The organism is [Haemophilus] ducreyi (assembly GCF_900109315.1).
In the GTDB taxonomy this organism is placed as follows: Bacteria; Pseudomonadota; Gammaproteobacteria; order Enterobacterales; family Pasteurellaceae; genus Haemophilus_B; species Haemophilus_B ducreyi.
On the sequence record NZ_FOJC01000005.1, the window covers coordinates 73,848 to 90,194 of the forward strand.

General features: G+C 38.5%; 19 protein-coding genes and 1 tRNA gene. 11 read left to right on the forward strand and 9 right to left on the reverse strand.

What is annotated here, in order from left to right; genetic code table 11:
• Nucleotides 1-119: 119 nt before the first annotated feature.
• Nucleotides 120-890 carry a DNA polymerase III subunit epsilon gene (gene dnaQ, locus BMX01_RS04400; protein WP_064082306.1) on the forward strand — a complete coding sequence of 257 codons (771 nt, stop codon included), beginning with the start codon at nt 120-122 and terminating at the stop codon, nt 888-890.
• A gap of 102 nt (nt 891-992) precedes the next feature.
• Nucleotides 993-1,069, forward strand: a tRNA-Asp gene (locus tag BMX01_RS04405).
• A gap of 72 nt (nt 1,070-1,141) precedes the next feature.
• On the opposite strand, the gene BMX01_RS04410 is transcribed toward BMX01_RS04405, so the two are convergent.
• Nucleotides 1,142-1,534, reverse strand: coding sequence for a SufE family protein (locus tag BMX01_RS04410; RefSeq protein ID WP_064082307.1), 393 nt, complete (start codon nt 1,532-1,534; stop codon nt 1,142-1,144).
• Nucleotides 1,535-1,671: 137 nt separating this feature from the next.
• On the opposite strand from BMX01_RS04410, the gene clpP reads away from it, so the two are divergent.
• The 5 genes from clpP to BMX01_RS04435 all read left to right on the forward strand — a co-directional run bounded on the left by clpP (nt 1,672) and on the right by BMX01_RS04435 (nt 6,494).
• On the forward strand, nt 1,672-2,265 hold the full coding sequence (gene clpP / locus BMX01_RS04415) for an ATP-dependent Clp endopeptidase proteolytic subunit ClpP (protein ID WP_010944262.1): 594 nt from the start codon (nt 1,672-1,674) through the stop codon (nt 2,263-2,265).
• Complete coding sequence (gene clpX / locus BMX01_RS04420) at nt 2,265-3,521, forward strand: ATP-dependent protease ATP-binding subunit ClpX (RefSeq protein ID WP_064082308.1); 1,257 nt, start codon at nt 2,265-2,267, stop codon at nt 3,519-3,521. The genes clpP and clpX overlap by 1 nt, the downstream gene beginning before the upstream one ends.
• 29 nt (nt 3,522-3,550) lie before the next feature.
• Nucleotides 3,551-4,537 carry a tetraacyldisaccharide 4'-kinase gene (gene lpxK / locus BMX01_RS04425; RefSeq protein ID WP_064082309.1) on the forward strand — a complete coding sequence of 329 codons (987 nt, stop codon included), beginning with the start codon at nt 3,551-3,553 and terminating at the stop codon, nt 4,535-4,537.
• Nucleotides 4,530-4,697: a Trm112 family protein gene (locus BMX01_RS04430; protein WP_064082310.1), complete on the forward strand. Its 168-nt coding sequence runs from the start codon at nt 4,530-4,532 to the stop codon at nt 4,695-4,697. The genes lpxK and BMX01_RS04430 overlap by 8 nt, the downstream gene beginning before the upstream one ends.
• Nucleotides 4,698-4,859: 162 nt before the next feature.
• Nucleotides 4,860-6,494: an ABC transporter substrate-binding protein gene (locus BMX01_RS04435; RefSeq protein ID WP_064082311.1), complete on the forward strand. Its 1,635-nt coding sequence runs from the start codon at nt 4,860-4,862 to the stop codon at nt 6,492-6,494.
• A gap of 43 nt (nt 6,495-6,537) precedes the next feature.
• On the opposite strand, the gene pdxH is transcribed toward BMX01_RS04435, so the two are convergent.
• The 4 genes from pdxH to BMX01_RS04455 form a co-directional block, all read right to left on the reverse strand.
• Nucleotides 6,538-7,167 carry a pyridoxamine 5'-phosphate oxidase gene (gene pdxH / locus BMX01_RS04440; protein WP_064082312.1) on the reverse strand — a complete coding sequence of 210 codons (630 nt, stop codon included), beginning with the start codon at nt 7,165-7,167 and terminating at the stop codon, nt 6,538-6,540.
• Nucleotides 7,168-7,233: 66 nt separating this feature from the next.
• On the reverse strand, nt 7,234-8,562 hold the full coding sequence (gene srmB / locus BMX01_RS04445) for an ATP-dependent RNA helicase SrmB (protein ID WP_074647836.1): 1,329 nt from the start codon (nt 8,560-8,562) through the stop codon (nt 7,234-7,236).
• A 44-nt stretch (nt 8,563-8,606) separates the two neighbouring features.
• A complete protein-coding gene (gene rimI, locus BMX01_RS04450) occupies nt 8,607-9,044 on the reverse strand; it encodes a ribosomal protein S18-alanine N-acetyltransferase (protein ID WP_010944255.1) in 438 nt (145 codons plus the stop codon).
• An 8-nt stretch (nt 9,045-9,052) separates the two neighbouring features.
• On the reverse strand, nt 9,053-9,457 hold the full coding sequence (locus tag BMX01_RS04455; RefSeq protein ID WP_064082314.1) for a DNA polymerase III subunit psi: 405 nt from the start codon (nt 9,455-9,457) through the stop codon (nt 9,053-9,055).
• Between the two features lie 178 nt (nt 9,458-9,635).
• Between BMX01_RS04455 and rsmC the strand changes: the two genes are divergently transcribed.
• Nucleotides 9,636-10,625, forward strand: a complete 990-nt coding sequence (rsmC, locus tag BMX01_RS04460) for a 16S rRNA (guanine(1207)-N(2))-methyltransferase RsmC (RefSeq protein ID WP_064082315.1) — start codon at nt 9,636-9,638, stop codon at nt 10,623-10,625.
• A 48-nt stretch (nt 10,626-10,673) separates the two neighbouring features.
• Here rsmC and BMX01_RS04465 read toward each other — a convergent pair whose 3' ends face one another.
• Nucleotides 10,674-11,339: a DNA utilization protein GntX gene (locus BMX01_RS04465; RefSeq protein WP_064082316.1), complete on the reverse strand. Its 666-nt coding sequence runs from the start codon at nt 11,337-11,339 to the stop codon at nt 10,674-10,676.
• A gap of 120 nt (nt 11,340-11,459) precedes the next feature.
• On the opposite strand from BMX01_RS04465, the gene BMX01_RS04470 reads away from it, so the two are divergent.
• The gene (locus tag BMX01_RS04470; RefSeq protein WP_064082317.1) at nt 11,460-12,269 is read left to right on the forward strand and encodes a Cof-type HAD-IIB family hydrolase; all 810 of its coding nucleotides are present in this window, start codon (nt 11,460-11,462) and stop codon (nt 12,267-12,269) included.
• Between the two features lie 46 nt (nt 12,270-12,315).
• Here the strand turns inward: BMX01_RS04470 and BMX01_RS04475 are convergent, their stop codons facing one another.
• From BMX01_RS04475 to rplU, 3 genes are all read right to left on the reverse strand, one after another.
• Nucleotides 12,316-13,248 (reverse strand): DMT family transporter, encoded by a 933-nt coding sequence (locus BMX01_RS04475; RefSeq protein ID WP_064082318.1) that lies wholly within the window; start codon nt 13,246-13,248, stop codon nt 12,316-12,318.
• Between the two features lie 105 nt (nt 13,249-13,353).
• The gene (gene rpmA / locus BMX01_RS04480) at nt 13,354-13,611 is read right to left on the reverse strand and encodes a 50S ribosomal protein L27 (RefSeq protein ID WP_005621788.1); all 258 of its coding nucleotides are present in this window, start codon (nt 13,609-13,611) and stop codon (nt 13,354-13,356) included.
• A 20-nt stretch (nt 13,612-13,631) separates the two neighbouring features.
• Complete coding sequence (rplU, locus tag BMX01_RS04485; protein WP_010944249.1) at nt 13,632-13,943, reverse strand: 50S ribosomal protein L21; 312 nt, start codon at nt 13,941-13,943, stop codon at nt 13,632-13,634.
• A gap of 291 nt (nt 13,944-14,234) precedes the next feature.
• Here rplU and slyD point away from each other — a divergent pair, with 291 nt between their 5' ends.
• Entirely contained in the window at nt 14,235-14,804 is a 570-nt protein-coding gene (gene slyD, locus BMX01_RS04490; RefSeq protein ID WP_064082319.1) for a peptidylprolyl isomerase, read from the forward strand.
• Between the two features lie 195 nt (nt 14,805-14,999).
• Entirely contained in the window at nt 15,000-16,334 is a 1,335-nt protein-coding gene (gene glmM, locus BMX01_RS04495; RefSeq protein ID WP_074647839.1) for a phosphoglucosamine mutase, read from the forward strand.
• The last annotated feature ends 13 nt before the right edge of the window (nt 16,335-16,347 follow it).

The window sequence follows — 16,347 nt, forward strand, 5'->3', positions numbered from 1 at the left end:
CATTTAAAAAAAGAAAATAGCTTATGTCACGCGATTACAGCAGTTTTTATTTTACGGAATTTTTTCACAAGTAATCAAATCTAGGCTATAATTTGCAAAAAATTTAGTGAGAGAACAAAATGAGTGAACCGCAAATAATCCGGCAAGTCGTACTAGATACTGAAACGACAGGAATGAATTTTAATGGACCGCCACAAATTGGGCATAACATTATCGAAATAGGCGTAGTAGAACTAATCAATCGCCGTTTAACTGGCCGTACTTTCCACGTTTATGTAAAGCCGCCCCGCGAAGTTGAAGAAGAGGCAATTAAAGTACACGGCATCACTAATGCATTTTTACAAGATAAGCCCACCTTTGCTGAAATTGCACACGAATTTCTAGCTTTCATTCAAGGTGCAGAATTAATTATTCATAATGCGCCCTTCGATGTGGCCTTTATCGATCAAGAATTTTCCTCACTCGTAAATCCACCTAGCAAAATGGCTGAAATGTGTACGGTTACTGACACTTTACAAATGGCACGTAAAATGTATCCAGGTAAACGTAATAACTTAGATGCGCTTTGTGACCGCTTGGGAATTGATAATAGCAAACGTGTATTACATGGTGCTTTACTCGATGCGGAGATTTTAGCTGATGTTTTTCTAATGATGACAGGTGGACAACTAGCATTATTAACGGAAGAAGAACATTCCCATACACAACAACAGCGTGAAACATCTCTAGCAGTAAAAGAACATTTTGATACAAGCGGACTAATTGTATTGCAATTAAGCCAAGAAGAATGTCAAGCACATCAAGAATATTTAGCGCTACTCGATAAAAAATCCAAAGGCAATTGTCTTTGGAACATGCTAACAAAAGCAGAATCTGAAGCTAAACATTAAGAATTTACCCATACTGATTTGAAAGTAAGCAAAAAAGCCAATTCTCTTAAAAATTAATTGACGAACTATGCTGAAATACGTATGATGCACATCACCAATTGTGGAGTGGTAGTTCAGCTGGTTAGAATACCTGCCTGTCACGCAGGGGGTCGCGGGTTCGAGTCCCGTCCGTTCCGCCACTTTAGATAGAGAGTCTCTGATTATTCAGAGGTTTTTTTATTATCTATAATCTGCCAATCTCGGCTTGTCTTTTAATCAACTAACGCCGACAAATATAATTGTTGAATGCGCGCTAAACCATTCAAACGAGTCTGTGTCAAACTTTGACTAATATGTAATGTTTGAAACATATTAGTCAACGAAAATTCCTTCAATTCTTGGCTAGATTTTTCTGTTAAAACTGCCACAATAATGACTAATATTCCCTGCATTAAACGTGCATCACTGTATGCCATTACTTGTCGAGGCTCAGCTTGAAATTGAAACCATAAACGGCTCTCACAGCCGTGAATTTCTGGCAAATTGGCAAGCTGTTCAGCCGTTGGCTTCACTAACAAACGACTCAACTGAACTAACAGACGATAGCGATCCTCCCAAGTTTTACAAAGTTCAAATTTTTGGTAAATTTCGGCAACGGTTACCATTGTTTAGGTTTATTGATTGATCATAATAGTTAAAATAGACGAAAGATTCTAACAATTTGGCCGCTTGTTGTTAATGATTTTGTGAAAGTTTGGTAGAATTGGATGCATTTTTCAGAATTCGATATAAGGAACCCAAAATGGCCGTTATTCCTATGGTAGTTGAGCAAACTTCAAAAGGCGAAAGATCATACGATATCTATTCCCGCTTGCTTAAAGAACGCATTATTTTCTTAAATGGCGAAGTGGAAGATCATATGGCAAACTTAATTGTAGCCCAACTTTTATTCCTCGAAGCAGAAGATCCGGAGAAAGATATTTATCTTTATATTAATTCACCAGGCGGTGTGGTAACTGCCGGGCTTGCCATTTACGATACGATGAATTTCATTAAACCGGATGTTGCGACACTATGCACTGGCCAAGCTTGCTCAATGGGGGCGTTTTTATTATCGGGTGGGAAAAAAGGGAAACGCTTTGCCTTACCTAATGCACGGGTAATGATCCATCAACCATTAGGCGGGGCTCGCGGTCAAGCAACAGATATCCAAATTCAAGCACAAGAAATTTTAAAATTAAAAGAAATGTTAACGCGTAAAATGGCAGAACACAGCGGTCAAACTTTTGCTAAAGTTGCTGCAGATACAGAACGAGATAATTTTATGTCGGCAACAGAAGCTAAAAATTATGGCTTAATTGATAAAGTATTAACATCTCGTGGTGAGGTAGCATAATGGCATTTGAAAAAGAGCCACATTGTAGTTTTTGTGGCAAGCGTAGATCCGAAGTTGATCAACTGGTAGAAGGCAGTGAAGGCTATATTTGTAACGATTGTATTGAAGAATCCTACGTATTATTAAATGGCGCAGAGGAGCCATTGATTGATGATTCACAAAATGATGAAAAATTCTTTGAGAATGTACCCACCCCTCATCAAATACACGCGCATTTAGACGACTATGTAATCGGTCAAGAGCACGCCAAGAAAGTCTTGTCTGTTGCGGTCTATAATCACTATAAACGCTTACGCAATGCGCTTTCTCATCATCAAGAAACCAATGGCGTTGAATTAGGCAAGAGCAATATTTTACTGATTGGGCCAACAGGTAGCGGTAAAACATTATTAGCCGAAACGCTTGCACGCCGTTTAAACGTTCCTTTTGCAGTGGCGGACGCGACAACTTTAACGCAAGCAGGTTATGTTGGAGAAGATGTAGAAAACGTTATCCAAAAACTACTGATGAAATGCAATTTTGATGCTGAATTAGCCGAACGCGGTATTATTTTTATTGATGAAATCGACAAAATAACACGTAAGTCTGAAAGTCCATCTATTACACGTGACGTTTCAGGTGAAGGTGTACAACAAGCATTGTTAAAATTAATTGAAGGCACCGTGGCTAATATTAATCCTCAAGGTAGCCGTAAACATCCTAAAGGCGAAACCATTGCTGTGGATACATCAAAAATATTGTTTATCTGTGGTGGCGCCTTTTCAGGCTTAGATAAAGTAGTTGAAGCACGTACTCATACTCAAAGTGGCATCGGTTTTGCCGCTGAGTTGAAGAAAGATAAAGATCGGGAAGATTTAACTTCATTATTCAAACAAATTGAGCCTGAAGATTTAGTGAAATTTGGTTTAATTCCAGAATTAATTGGGCGCTTACCGGTGATCACGCCGTTACAAGAATTAGATGAAGCTGCATTAATTGCAATCTTAACCAAACCCAAAAATGCCATCATTACTCAATATCAAGCGCTTTTCAAAATGGAAGGTGTTGAACTCAAATTTACTAAAGATGCTTTAACTGCAATTGCACAAAAATCCATTGTTCGTAAAACAGGTGCACGTGGCTTACGTTCGATTGTAGAAAATTTATTGTTGGATACAATGTACGATTTACCGACTTTAAAAAATAGTCAAGGCATTACAAAAATCACGGTGGGTAAAGGCTGTGTACAGAATGGCGATAAGCCCAAAATGGCCTAATCTTGTTAATGCAAAATAGGCAAACCATAATGAATATTTGGCAAAAAAAATCCATCATTAGTTGGTTACTTTTTCCATTCTCTTGTTTATTTTGGTTAATTAGTCAAATTCGTTGGTATTTATTTCGCAAAAATTGGTTAAAACCCTACCGCTCCCCCGTTCCCGTGTTAATCATTGGCAATATTTCGGTCGGGGGTAATGGTAAAACGCCTCTCGTCGTTTGGTTAGTGGAACAATTGCAAGCACGCCAGATCAACGTCGGCGTAATTTCACGTGGTTACGGCGGTAAAACGACACAGTTTCCACAACTGGTGGACGCTCAAAGCCAAGCAGAAATGGTAGGAGACGAGCCGGTCTTAATTGTGCAACGAACTGGCGTTCCGCTTGCTATATCACCTAATCGTAAACAAAGCATTGAGCTATTACTTAGTCGATTTCCACTTGATTTGATTATTAGTGATGATGGCTTACAACACTATGCTTTACAGCGTAATATTGAGTGGGTCGTGATTGATGGCGAACGACGTTTCGGTAATGGTTTTCTATTACCCGCAGGCAGTTTACGTGAATTGCCTTCTCGCTTAACCTCTGTACAAGCGGTGATTTGTAATGGTGGAACGGCTAATATCGGTGAACATTTCATGAAGCTTGACGCTACTTTTGCCCAAAATTTACTGACGGGTGAACAACGGCCGTTAAGCCATTTTACTCAAGCTTGTGTTGCGATGGCAGGTATTGGTTACCCGCCACGCTTTTTTAATATGTTACGTCGATTAGGTCTCCAATTAACGCAAACATATAGTTTTGCCGATCACCAAGCATTTAACGCCGTGCAATTAGCAACATTAGCATCACACGAAACACCATTGTTAATGACAGAAAAAGATGCTGTTAAATGCCGGCATTTTGCTCAAGCAAATTGGTGGTATGTCCCCGTTAACGCCACATTTTCAGCAGAATCGACCACTTATTTAATGACGGAAATTTTAAAATACTTAGGAAAATCAAATGAATGAAGCCCTTTTAAAAACCATTGCTTGTCCACTCACGCATACTGCGTTGGAATGGGATAAACAACATAACCGTTTAATCAGCCGAGTAGCACAATTAGCTTATCCTATTCAAAACGGTATTCTGGTGTTATTACCTGAAGCCGCTGAAAAAATAGCGGATTAATTGGCTAAAATCTTTAGCTGATGATTTTTTAATATAAAAATTGCAAAATTAGCCCGCTTTTTATAGCTTATAATTATAAGTATATAACTTTTGTTCTTTACTCAACAATCAAGAAAAGGTACTCTCTCTCGCAATTTTCTTTCTTATTCCTTGGAGAAGCTTATGACATTAGCATCTTTATCTAAAATTAGCTTAGGCGTGTTAATCGCAGTTGGGTTGATCGCGTGTGATAACAAAGGTGACAATACAAACTCAACTAAATCTGTCTCTGAAAAAACCTTTGTTAATTGTGTAAGCCGTTCACCACAATATTTTAGCCCTGCACTGGCAATGGATGGTGTTTCATATAATGCAAGTTCTCAACAAGTATACAATCGCCTAGTAGAATTCAAACGTGAGTCAACTGAAATTGCGCCCGCTTTAGCAGAATCTTGGGATATTTCTGAAGATGGCTTAAGCTATACTTTCCACCTACGTAAAGGTGTGAAATTCCATTCAAACAAAAATTTTACTCCAACGCGTGATTTTAATGCAGATGACGTACTGTTCTCATTTAACCGCCAACTTGATCCGCAACATCCTTATCATCAAGTGTCAAAAGCAACTTATCCCTATTTTAATGCGATGAAAATGCCCACTTTGTTGAAAGCGGTTGAAAAAATAGATGACTATACCGTCAAATTTACCTTGGCTAAACAAGACACCACTTTTATTTCAATTCTTGGTATGGACTTTACCTCCATTTATTCAGCTGAATATGCAGATAAAATGTTAAAAGCAGGCACGCCGGAAATGATTGACACGACACCAATTGGTACAGGGCCCTTTGCGTTTACTAGCTATGTGTTAGATCAAGCAAGTCGCTACGTGGCTCATAAAGATTATTGGCAAGGAAAAGCTGATTTTGACCGCTTGATCTTTGAAGTTGTACCGGATGCGACAACACGCTATGCCAAATTAAAAGCAGGACAGTGTGATTTAATTGATTATCCGAACATCACAGATATTGAAAAAATAAAAACCGATCCAGCCGTGCAATTACTGTCGCAAGCAGGTCTAAATATTGCCTATGTTGCATTTAATACTGAAAAAGCGCCTTTTAACCATATTAAAGTACGCCAAGCGCTCAATCTTGCTGTAGATAAAAAAGCGATCATTGATATTGTTTATCAAGGGGGAGGTATTGCCGCGAAAAATCCTTTACCACCTACTATTTGGGGCTACAATGATAGTATCCCTGAATCAGAATACAATATTGAAAAAGCCAAAAAATTATTATCGGAAGCCGGTTATCCAAACGGATTTGAAACGGAACTTTGGGTTCAGCCAGTGATCCGCGCCTCTAATCCAAATCCACGCCGAATGGCTGAAATTATTCAGGCAGATTGGCAAAAAATTGGGGTAAATGCTAAGTTAGTAACCTATGAATGGGGCGATTATATTAAGCGTACCAAAGCGGGCGAATTTACTGCCGGAACCTATGGTTGGTCAAGCGACAACGGCGATCCTGATAATTTCTTATCGCCACTATTTAGCGCGACCAACATTGGCAACAGTAATTATGCACGTTTCAATAATGCTACATTTGAAGCCTTGTTAGATCAAGCGATTGGCTTAAAAGATAAAGCAGAGCGCGCTAAACTTTATCAAAAAGCTCAAGTTTTGCTACACGATGAGATGCCGTGGATCAATGTGGCTCATTCAGTCAATTTTGCACCGGTTAGCAAAAGGGTTATTAATTATCAACAAAGTCCATTCGGTTACACTTATCTTTATGGGACAAAGTTAGCTGATTAATCAACAAAAAATGGTGGGATATCCCACCATTTTACTTTAGCCATCACGGCGATAATCTTTCCTTAAGCCATTCATTTTCAACCAACCAATAACAAATACGATCATGCAACCGACTTGGTCTCCCTTGCCAAAATTCAATTTTAGTTGGTTGAACAAGATAACCGCCCCAATGTGCTGAACGTGGCACAAACAAAGGATATTTAGCACTTAATAAGGCCATTTTCGCTACTAATGTACGTTTACTGCTTAACACCTGACTTTGATCGCTCGCCCAAGCACCAATACGACTAGCATAAGGACGGCTAGCAAAATAATCATTTGAAGCTTGTTCGCTTAATTTAGTCGCAATGCCTTCAACGCGCACCGAACGCTCTAGCTCTGGCCAAAAGAATGTCAATGCGACATAAGGATTTAACGCAATTGCCCGTCCTTTACAGCTTTGATAGTTGGTGAAGAAAATAAAGCCTTGTTGATCGACTTCTTTTAGCAATACGATACGACTGGTTGGTTTGCCATCTATGACGGTTGCCACATTCATGGCTGTCGGTTCATTCACCTTTGCCATTATCGCTTCATTTAACCACCGCTCAAATTGCTTCATTGGATTTGCATCACACTCTTTTTTTGAAAGTTGTTGCTTAGTGTAGTCTGCGCGAATATTGTGTAAATCCATACGGTTTCCTATTCGATTGGCTAGGACAAGCGATCAAATAATCGCAACATTTTGCTAAAAACGCGTTTATGCATTTGTTGTTGCCACTTTACGCCGTTTACCTATGTTTTTGCTCTCTTTATGCCGAACTTTTAGTTTGGTTTTAGCCTCAATCTTTTTGGCTTCTTTACGCTTTTTAAGTCGTGCTTTTGCTTTTTTCGAAGTGCTATTTAATTCGCCATCTTTAGGCGCTTTTGTACGTGGTTCTAAACCTTCTACTATTCTAGGTTTTAATGCCTCTTGTGTATAACGCTTAATTTTACCCAGTAACTTATAATCGTGCGCTTCCACTAATGAAATCGCTGAACCTTTTTTGCCCGCACGAGCAGTCCGCCCAATTCGGTGCAAATAAGTATCCGCACTATATGGCAAATCAAAATTAATGACATAATCCACTTCATCAATATCAATGCCACGTGCGGCTACATCCGTCGCAACTAATACATTCACTCCGCCCTCTTTTAGGCGTGTAATTGCTTGATTACGTTGTGTTTGCGCCATATCACCTTCAAGATAAGTGCTTCGAATAGCGCGTTTACGTAACGTATCACTTAGCGTTCGCACATCTTCTCGACGGCGTACAAACACTATTACTTTTTCCATTTCAATAGTGGTAATAATACGTGCTAATAATTTAGTTTTATGTTCTACATTGTCTGCGTGATAATACCACTGTTGAATTTTTTTCCGTTCACGCCGACTTGGATCAGCATTAATATGCAATGGATCCGTTAAAATTCGTTCACTGAAATCCGTTAGCAATTCACCTTCTAACGTGGCAGAGAATAACCACGTATATTTGCGCCAACGTGTTTCTGCTACGATCTTTTCTACGTCCTGACCAAATCCCATTTGTAACATACGATCGGCTTCATCCAAAATCAGCACTTCAACAGCACGGCAATCGAAATTTTCTTCTTTGATGTATTGCATTAACCGTCCTAGGGTCGCCACTACAATATCTTGATTACTATTAAAAACTTCACCGTAATTTTGATATGCGACACCACCTGTAATGGTTGCGATACTTAATGTAGTAAATGCTGCAAAAGCCTGCGCTTCTTCTGCTACTTGCATTGCAAGCTCACGAGTAGGCGTTAAAATCAAAATACGGGGCGCGCCAGGCTTACGGCGTGGATAATCTAATAAATGCTGAATGGCAGGTAATAAAAAAGCGGCCGTTTTTCCTGTACCTGTTGGTGCTGAACCTAACAAATCACGCCCTGCTAACGCATAAGGAATCGTTTCTGCTTGGACTGAAGTTGGGCGGGTATAACCTTTTTTAGCTAATGCTTTAAGCAACGCGGGCGCTAAATCAAGTTCTGCAAAAGTAACAATATCATTTTCTGTGGTCATGCTTTGTTATATTCCTAATGGCATTTCTCTCGTTCTCAGAGAAGCTACAAATACAATGCCATAATGACCGCATTTTCACGGCTACCATCCGGCATTGGATAATAATTTTTACGAATCGTGATTTGATTAAAGCCAACTGAATCATAGAGTTTTTGTGCGATGGTATTGGATTGACGAACTTCTAACCAAAGCGTTGATATACCACGCGCTTGTAACTGATTAATTAGCGCAGTTAATAATTTTTTAGCATAGCCTTGAGCTTGAAAAGCAGGATCAACCGCTAAGTTAAACAAGGTCGCTTCGTCTAACAGCGTTTGGCAGATCGCAAATGCAATAATGTTATCTTGTTCGGTATATTTTAAATTAAGATATTTAGCGCCTTGGTTATTTAGTAATGTGCCTTTACTCCACGGCACTAGGTGGGCTGCCTGTTCAATTTCAAATAAGCGGTTAAAATCCTGTTCAACAATAGTTTCAATCATCATTTACCTCAACCATTAGCAAATGGTGCTATTTGTTGCCAAAATTGGCGCTTTGTGGCAACAAATGCTAATTGATGCCAAGATTCATTCTGCCAAATGGGCAAATTAGCATTTTTATGTGCAAAGGCTACCGTTTGTTCAGTATTACCAATTAACCAAAAAATCGGCTGATGTTGAAAAACTAACCGCTTCGCTTGAGCAAAATCAAACCACTGATATTGTTCTTTTTGCATATTTAAAGTCAATAAAATATCTTGAAATAGCTGCGTGGTGTGGTGCCTTTCTTGGCAAACAATAACTAACTTAATACGATTATCTAAGCAAATCTGCGCTTCGCCTTTCAATACTTGAGGCTTAGTTAATTGCCACTGAGTAATCCCCATCTCTTCTAATAGCAAATCTCGCCGATTCATTTCATACCTCGCAAAAACAAGTAGGGAATAGTAACAAAAGTCGGTAAAATGGGGAAATGTTTTATTTGTTTATCCATCACGGCTATATTTAAATGTTAAGGCAAACTCGTTTAACTTATTACCATTCATTTTGTTATAGTTATACCTTGATCTCCGTGATCATTATGCAAGGATTTTTATGCTCTCTTTAAAAAGTGAAGTCTTGGCTCGCCATTTACCATTATTCAATGGCAAGTCAATTTTATTATTTGGCAATGTGCGCGACCGCTTTGCTGATCAGATTCGATCGATTAGCTCACACGTGGCGATTTTTAGTCATTATTTTGATTATGCGCGACACTATAATGATGTTGAATTTGGTTTGGACTGTACTACTCCTGCCAATCTAGGTGTATTTTACTGGACCAAAAACAAACAAGAATGCCATTATCAATTACTGCAATGGCTTTCACAAACTGCCATCGGCCAACAAATGTTAATTATCGGCGAAAACCGTGCCGGCGTACGTTCAGTCGAAAAACTATTATCTCCTTTTGGACAAATTGCTAAAATTGATTCTGCCCGTCGCTGTGGTTTATACCATTTTGAACTACAAACCATTCCCCAATTCGATTGCCAAAAATTTTGGAAATCCTACCGCTTAGCCGATCTGACTGTATTGAGTTTACCGGCTGCATTTAGCTCAACTGAATTAGATGCTGGCTCACAACTATTACTCTCTAGCTTCACCAACCAAGATCACCTAACCGGCAACGTGTTAGATCTTGGCTGTGGTGCCGGTGTTATTGGGGCATATTTGAAACAACAATTCCCCGCTATTTCACTCACAATGTCCGATATTCATAGCATGGCTATTCACTCTGCTCAGGCGACCTTAGCAAAAAATAAACTAACGGGTACAGTGATTGCTAGTGATGTTTTCTCACACATTAATGATCGCTTTGATTTAATTGTGTCCAATCCGCCCTTCCACGATGACATTGACACTGCTTATCACACGGTTGAATCTCTCATTATGCAAGCGAAAAATCACCTTAATTATGGTGGTGAATTACGGATCGTTGCTAATGCCTTTTTGCCTTATCCAGACTTATTAGACAAGGCATTTGGTTCACATCAAGTCGTCACTAAATCAAATAAATTTAAAGTTTATTCTGCTCGCGTTTAACCTAATCTCTAAACAGATCATAAAAAAGCTAATCACCTTAGCTTTTTTTTATGTTCTTGCTAAAGTCCAAACCTGAATATCTTGTACACCTTGCTTTAATAACTCACTACAAATCGCATTTAATGTTGAGCCGGTTGTAACTACATCATCAACAATCGCAACTGATTGATATTTTTTTGTTGGTTGATAGCAAAAAGCCCCTCTTAAATTATAGCTTCTTTCAACTGCACTTAATTCACGCTGAGAACGTGTGGATCGAATACGCTGTAAACTAGCACAATCTAACGGTATCGCTAACCAAGCGGACAAATATTTTGCTAATAACGCCGCTTGATTAAACCCTCGTTGCCAAAACAGTGGAACAGGCAAAATGACTTCAGGCAAAGATAACTGCCGCTCTCGCTGCGCCTGTTTAATCACTAACAATAATAAACGCACCAAAGCCCGATCAAGCCAATATTGATGCTGAAATTTAAAACGATGAATCCAATCCGAAAGCGGTGGTTGATAACGCGAAACTTGCACTAAATGATGCCATTTAGGTTCATTTCGCAAACATTCCCCACAAGCATTGCGATTTTCCAACAATAAACTACCACAGTGTCCACAATAACAATGCCGTTTAATTTTAGCTACACAACCACTACAAATACCATGACTAGCAATAGCTAACGGCGCTTGACAAGCAAAACAGCGAAAACCCAACCAATTCATTTTTTCTCCTTGCATAAAATAGGCTTTTTAACAAAAAAACCAACAAAGAAAAGAAGTTTTTTTGCGATATAAGTCGAAAAAACGTAAAATTAATGCCTTAATTTATAAAGAGACCCTACCATGCTTGAACTTAAAGACCTGATTAAAATCGTCTTTTTTGATATTGATGAAACACTATATAGCAAAGATAAATGTCACATTCCTGATTCTATTACTCAACAAGTCCTTCCTCGTTTAAAAGCTAAAGGCATTATTCCTGCTATTGCAACAGGCAGAGCATATAGTGCTTTTCCTAGCGCATTAATGCCATTGATTAACCAACAAGGATTTGAGCTTTTTGTGACTATTAATGGGCAATATAATTTCTATCAAACTCAGCTAATCAGTCAGTATGGATTAAGCCAACAACAAATTGAACGCTGTATCCATTTTTTAAAACAACTTAATATTGCTTATGGTTTCGTTACCACCGATCAAATCGCTGTATCAGAAAATAACCTAATGGTGCATGAGGCACTCTCGCCCATCAAAGCCGATTATATTGTTGATGCTGAACATTACCGACAAAATAACGTCATGCAACTATTAGCATTTTATCCACAAGAACGTGATCACGAAGTCTTTAATACAGGAATCTTTCAACAGGATTTAAAAGTGCCTCGTTGGCATCAAAATGCGGTCGATATTCTCTGTAAACAACATTCAAAAGCCCAAGGGATTAAAGATGTGATTAAACATTTTAATCTCAACCTAGCCAATACATTAGCCTTTGGTGATGGTTTTAATGATTTAGAAATGTTAGAAACGGTCGGGGTAGGCGTTGCGATGGGTAATGCAGAAGAAGCAGTAAAACAATTAGCCGATTTTGTAACCAAACCAATCAACGAAGATGGTATCTTATATGCATTAGAACACCTAAACATTATTTAAATAACCCACTCGTAAAACAAAGGGTTCTTACGATGATTCATCCGCCTTATTTATCAAGCGGTCGATTTGCATAAAAAATTTTATGGCCAATGGCAGAAAGTGCAGCACCACATACCACTAATAATACACCGATTAAGCTAGATAAAGATAATTCCGGTTTAGCAAAATAACTAGGCATACAATAATAGATAACTTCTGCAAAAATAATAGTGATAATTGGGATTTGCGTCATCATTACACTAACCTTGGCAACTTCCCAGCGATTTAATGCTTCAGCGTAACAACCATAAGCAATCACGGTATTCAAACAACAAAAAATTAAACACGCTGACATAAAAGGCGTTAGTTCAAAGACTTGTGAAAAATTAGCAACCGGAGTAAAAATAATAGAACAGCCAATATAAATCATCAGCAAAATTTGTAATGAACTGGACCGCTTCAACATCAGCTTTTGTGCAATACCGTAACAAATCCAGATCAAAGAAGCAATCACCGCATATAGAATGCCAAAAGCATAATCGTTCATCATAGAAAAATCTGCCAAGCGATGCTTAAAAAATAATAACAAGCCAATAATTAAAGTGATTAAACCAATTTTCTGGTGAATACCAATAACTTCCTTAAACAACACAACACTCGCAAAAATCATAATAAAGGAAGAAAGCGGGGTAATTACTTGGCTTGCTGCAGGTGGGATATAATGCAACGCTAGATTAAATAAGAAAAAGTTACAAGATAAACCAAAAACGCCCAAAAGGATCAGTAAGAATTGTTTAGTATCAATTTGTTTAAAACTAGGTAGTTTTTTCTTGAATAATAATATGAAAAAGGTGCCTACCATCGCACTAAAGAAGCGAAACCATACAATAGTTTGTACATCCATAGCGTGAAAAATAGGTTGTAATACTATTGGTAATAGTCCCCACATTATAACCGCTATCGTGGCTAGAAAGAATCCGAACAAAGGTGATTGTTTCATTTTGATGTGATATAAGAAATAAAAAACACGAGCATAAAATAAAGAAAAAGCCTCACTGAAATCAGTAAGGCTTTCTATTCATATTGAAATGAACGTAAGTCGCTATTATTCAGCAACGATGCTTACATATTTACGATTTTTCTCGCCTTTCACTTCAAATTTAACTTTACCATCTGCTGTCGCAAATAATGTATGGTCTTTACCCATACCAACATTTGAACCTGCGTGGAATTTAGTACCACGTTGACGAACAATAATGCTACCCGCTAATACAGATTCTCCACCGAAACGTTTAACACCAAGGCGTTTAGCTTCAGAATCACGACCATTACGAGTTGAACCACCAGCTTTTTTAGTTGCCATCTACTTGATCTCCTCTGAAATTATGCTTGAATCCCAGTGATTTTCACTTCGGTGAACCACTGACGATGACCTTGTTGTTTACGGCTATGTTTACGACGACGGAATTTAACGATTTTAATTTTATCGCCACGACCTTGCGCTACAACTTCAGCCATTACTTTCGCACCTGCAACTACTGGTGCACCAATTTTAATATCTTCACCATTAACGACCATTAACACTGAATCGAATTCAACTTTTTCACCTGTTGCTAATTCAAGTTTTTCTAAACGAACGACTTGACCTTCACTTACTCGGTGTTGTTTGCCGCCACTTTGGAAAATTGCGTACATTATTTACTCCGCTAATTTGTGCCTATTGCGTATAACTTAGGCACTATTAAATTCATATAAAATAGGTTGCTAATTATACGCAAAGACGATACAAAGAGCAAGAATGATTTTGATAAAAAATTAAAAAATTGTGCGTGATATTTGATAAGGTTCGCTTTGCATTTTATTTTATCTTTTCTCGCATATTTAATCGCCAATAAAGCGCGGTCATTTATTTTTCAATATTTGCAAATCTAAGATAAATAGCTACAATGCTTACTGTCTCTACCTCAATAACAAAGGAATCTTTTAATGAAAATTACAAAAAATGTTGTACCTAGTATCGCTTATCAAGTACGTACTCAAGACGGTGTATTAGTCGATGAAGCGCCTGTTAATCAGCCGTTAGAATACCTACACGGCCACAACAATTTGGTAGAGGGCTTAGAAAAAGCACTTGAAGAAAAAGCGGTTGGTGATGTATTTGAAGTGCGGGTAAAACCAGAAGAAGGCTACGGTGAATACAACGAAAATATGGTACAACGTGTAACAAAAGATGTATTTATGGGCGTGGATGAATTAGAAGTCGGTATGCGTTTTATTGCAGACACTGATTTAGGTCCTTTACCTGTAGTGATCACCGCAGTAGAAGGCGATGAAGTGGTCGTTGATGGTAACCATATGTTAGCTGGCCAAGAATTATTATTCTCTGTTGAAGTTGTGGCTATCCGTAAAGCGACTGAAGAAGAGATTGCACACGGCCATATTCACACTGATGAACACGGCTGTTGCGGTGGACATGGTGATGAAGAAGGCGGTTGCTGTAACGAGCACGATGAACATCATAATCATGGTAACTGTGGTTGTAACGACCATCACTAATTTTAGGTTTGCTCACTGGCACAAACATTTTTTGTTTGTGCCTTTTATTATTTTTTCAACAGCAATTAATCCCTTGAAAGCTATCGCAAAAATAAGCATTATAACTAGATAAATTGAATGATTAGCGAAGCAAGCGGTCATATAAACTTAATATAATTTGCAATAAAAGAAACAAGATGATTTTGAGGTGTTTAGATGGCAGAACGTAAATATTTTGGCACTGATGGCGTGCGTGGAAAAGTAGGTCAATTTCCGATTACACCTGATTTCGCATTAAAGCTAGGTTGGGCAGCGGGTAAAATTTTAGCAACACAAGGAACCAAGCAAGTATTAATAGGGAAAGATACTCGTATTTCAGGCTATATGTTAGAATCTGCTTTAGAAGCGGGCTTAGCTGCTGCGGGTCTTTCTGCTGCGTTTGTTGGGCCAATGCCGACTCCAGCAGTAGCATATCTGACGCGAACTTTTCGAGCGGAAGCTGGCATTGTTATCTCTGCATCGCATAATCCATATTATGATAATGGCATAAAATTCTTTTCTGCCAATGGTGAAAAATTACCAGACGAAGTCGAAGAAGCTATTGAGGCGTTGTTGGATCAACCGATGGACTATGTCGAATCCGATCAATTAGGTAAAGCCATTCGGATTAATGATGCTGCTGGTCGTTATATCGAATTCTGCAAAGGCACTTTCCCTGCTGATGCTAGTTTAAAAGGCTATAAAATAGTAGTCGATTGTGCACACGGTGCAACTTATCATATTGCGCCGAATGTTATGCGTGAGCTAGGGGCAGAAGTAATTGAAATCGGCACCCATCCAAATGGTTTGAATATCAATGATAAATGTGGTGCTACAGATATCAGCACGTTACAACAAGCTGTTTTAGCCTCAAAGGCTGATCTTGGTGTCGCCTATGATGGTGATGGTGATCGGATTATTATGGTCGATCATTTAGGCAATAAAGTCGATGGCGATCAAATTCTATTTATCATTGCTCGTGAAGCATTATGTTCCGGTAAATTGAAAGGCGGTGTGGTCGGCACGTTAATGAGTAATATGGGATTAGAGATAGCATTGAAGCATTTAGCCATTCCATTTACGCGCGCTAATGTAGGTGATCGTTACGTACTAGAACAATTAAAAGAAAAAAATTGGAAGCTCGGCGGAGAAAATTCCGGGCATATCATTGTCTTAGACAAAAATACTACGGGGGACGGTATCATTGCTTCATTAGAAGTATTAGCTGCAATGGAAGCACATAAAATGAGCTTAAATGATTTAACACACGCAGTGCCATTATTTCCACAAGTATTATTAAATGTTCGTTTTGATGGTGGTAACAATCCATTAGAAAACGCAGCCGTGAAAGCTCTTGCTAAAGATATTGAAACGCGTTTAGTTGGCAAAGGTCGTATTCTGCTACGTAAATCCGGTACAGAACCGCTAATTCGTGTAATGGTGGAATGTGAAGATGCCGTTTTAGCACAACAATATGCGGAAGAAATTGTCTCTGCAATACAACACCATTAATACATTGCAAGCG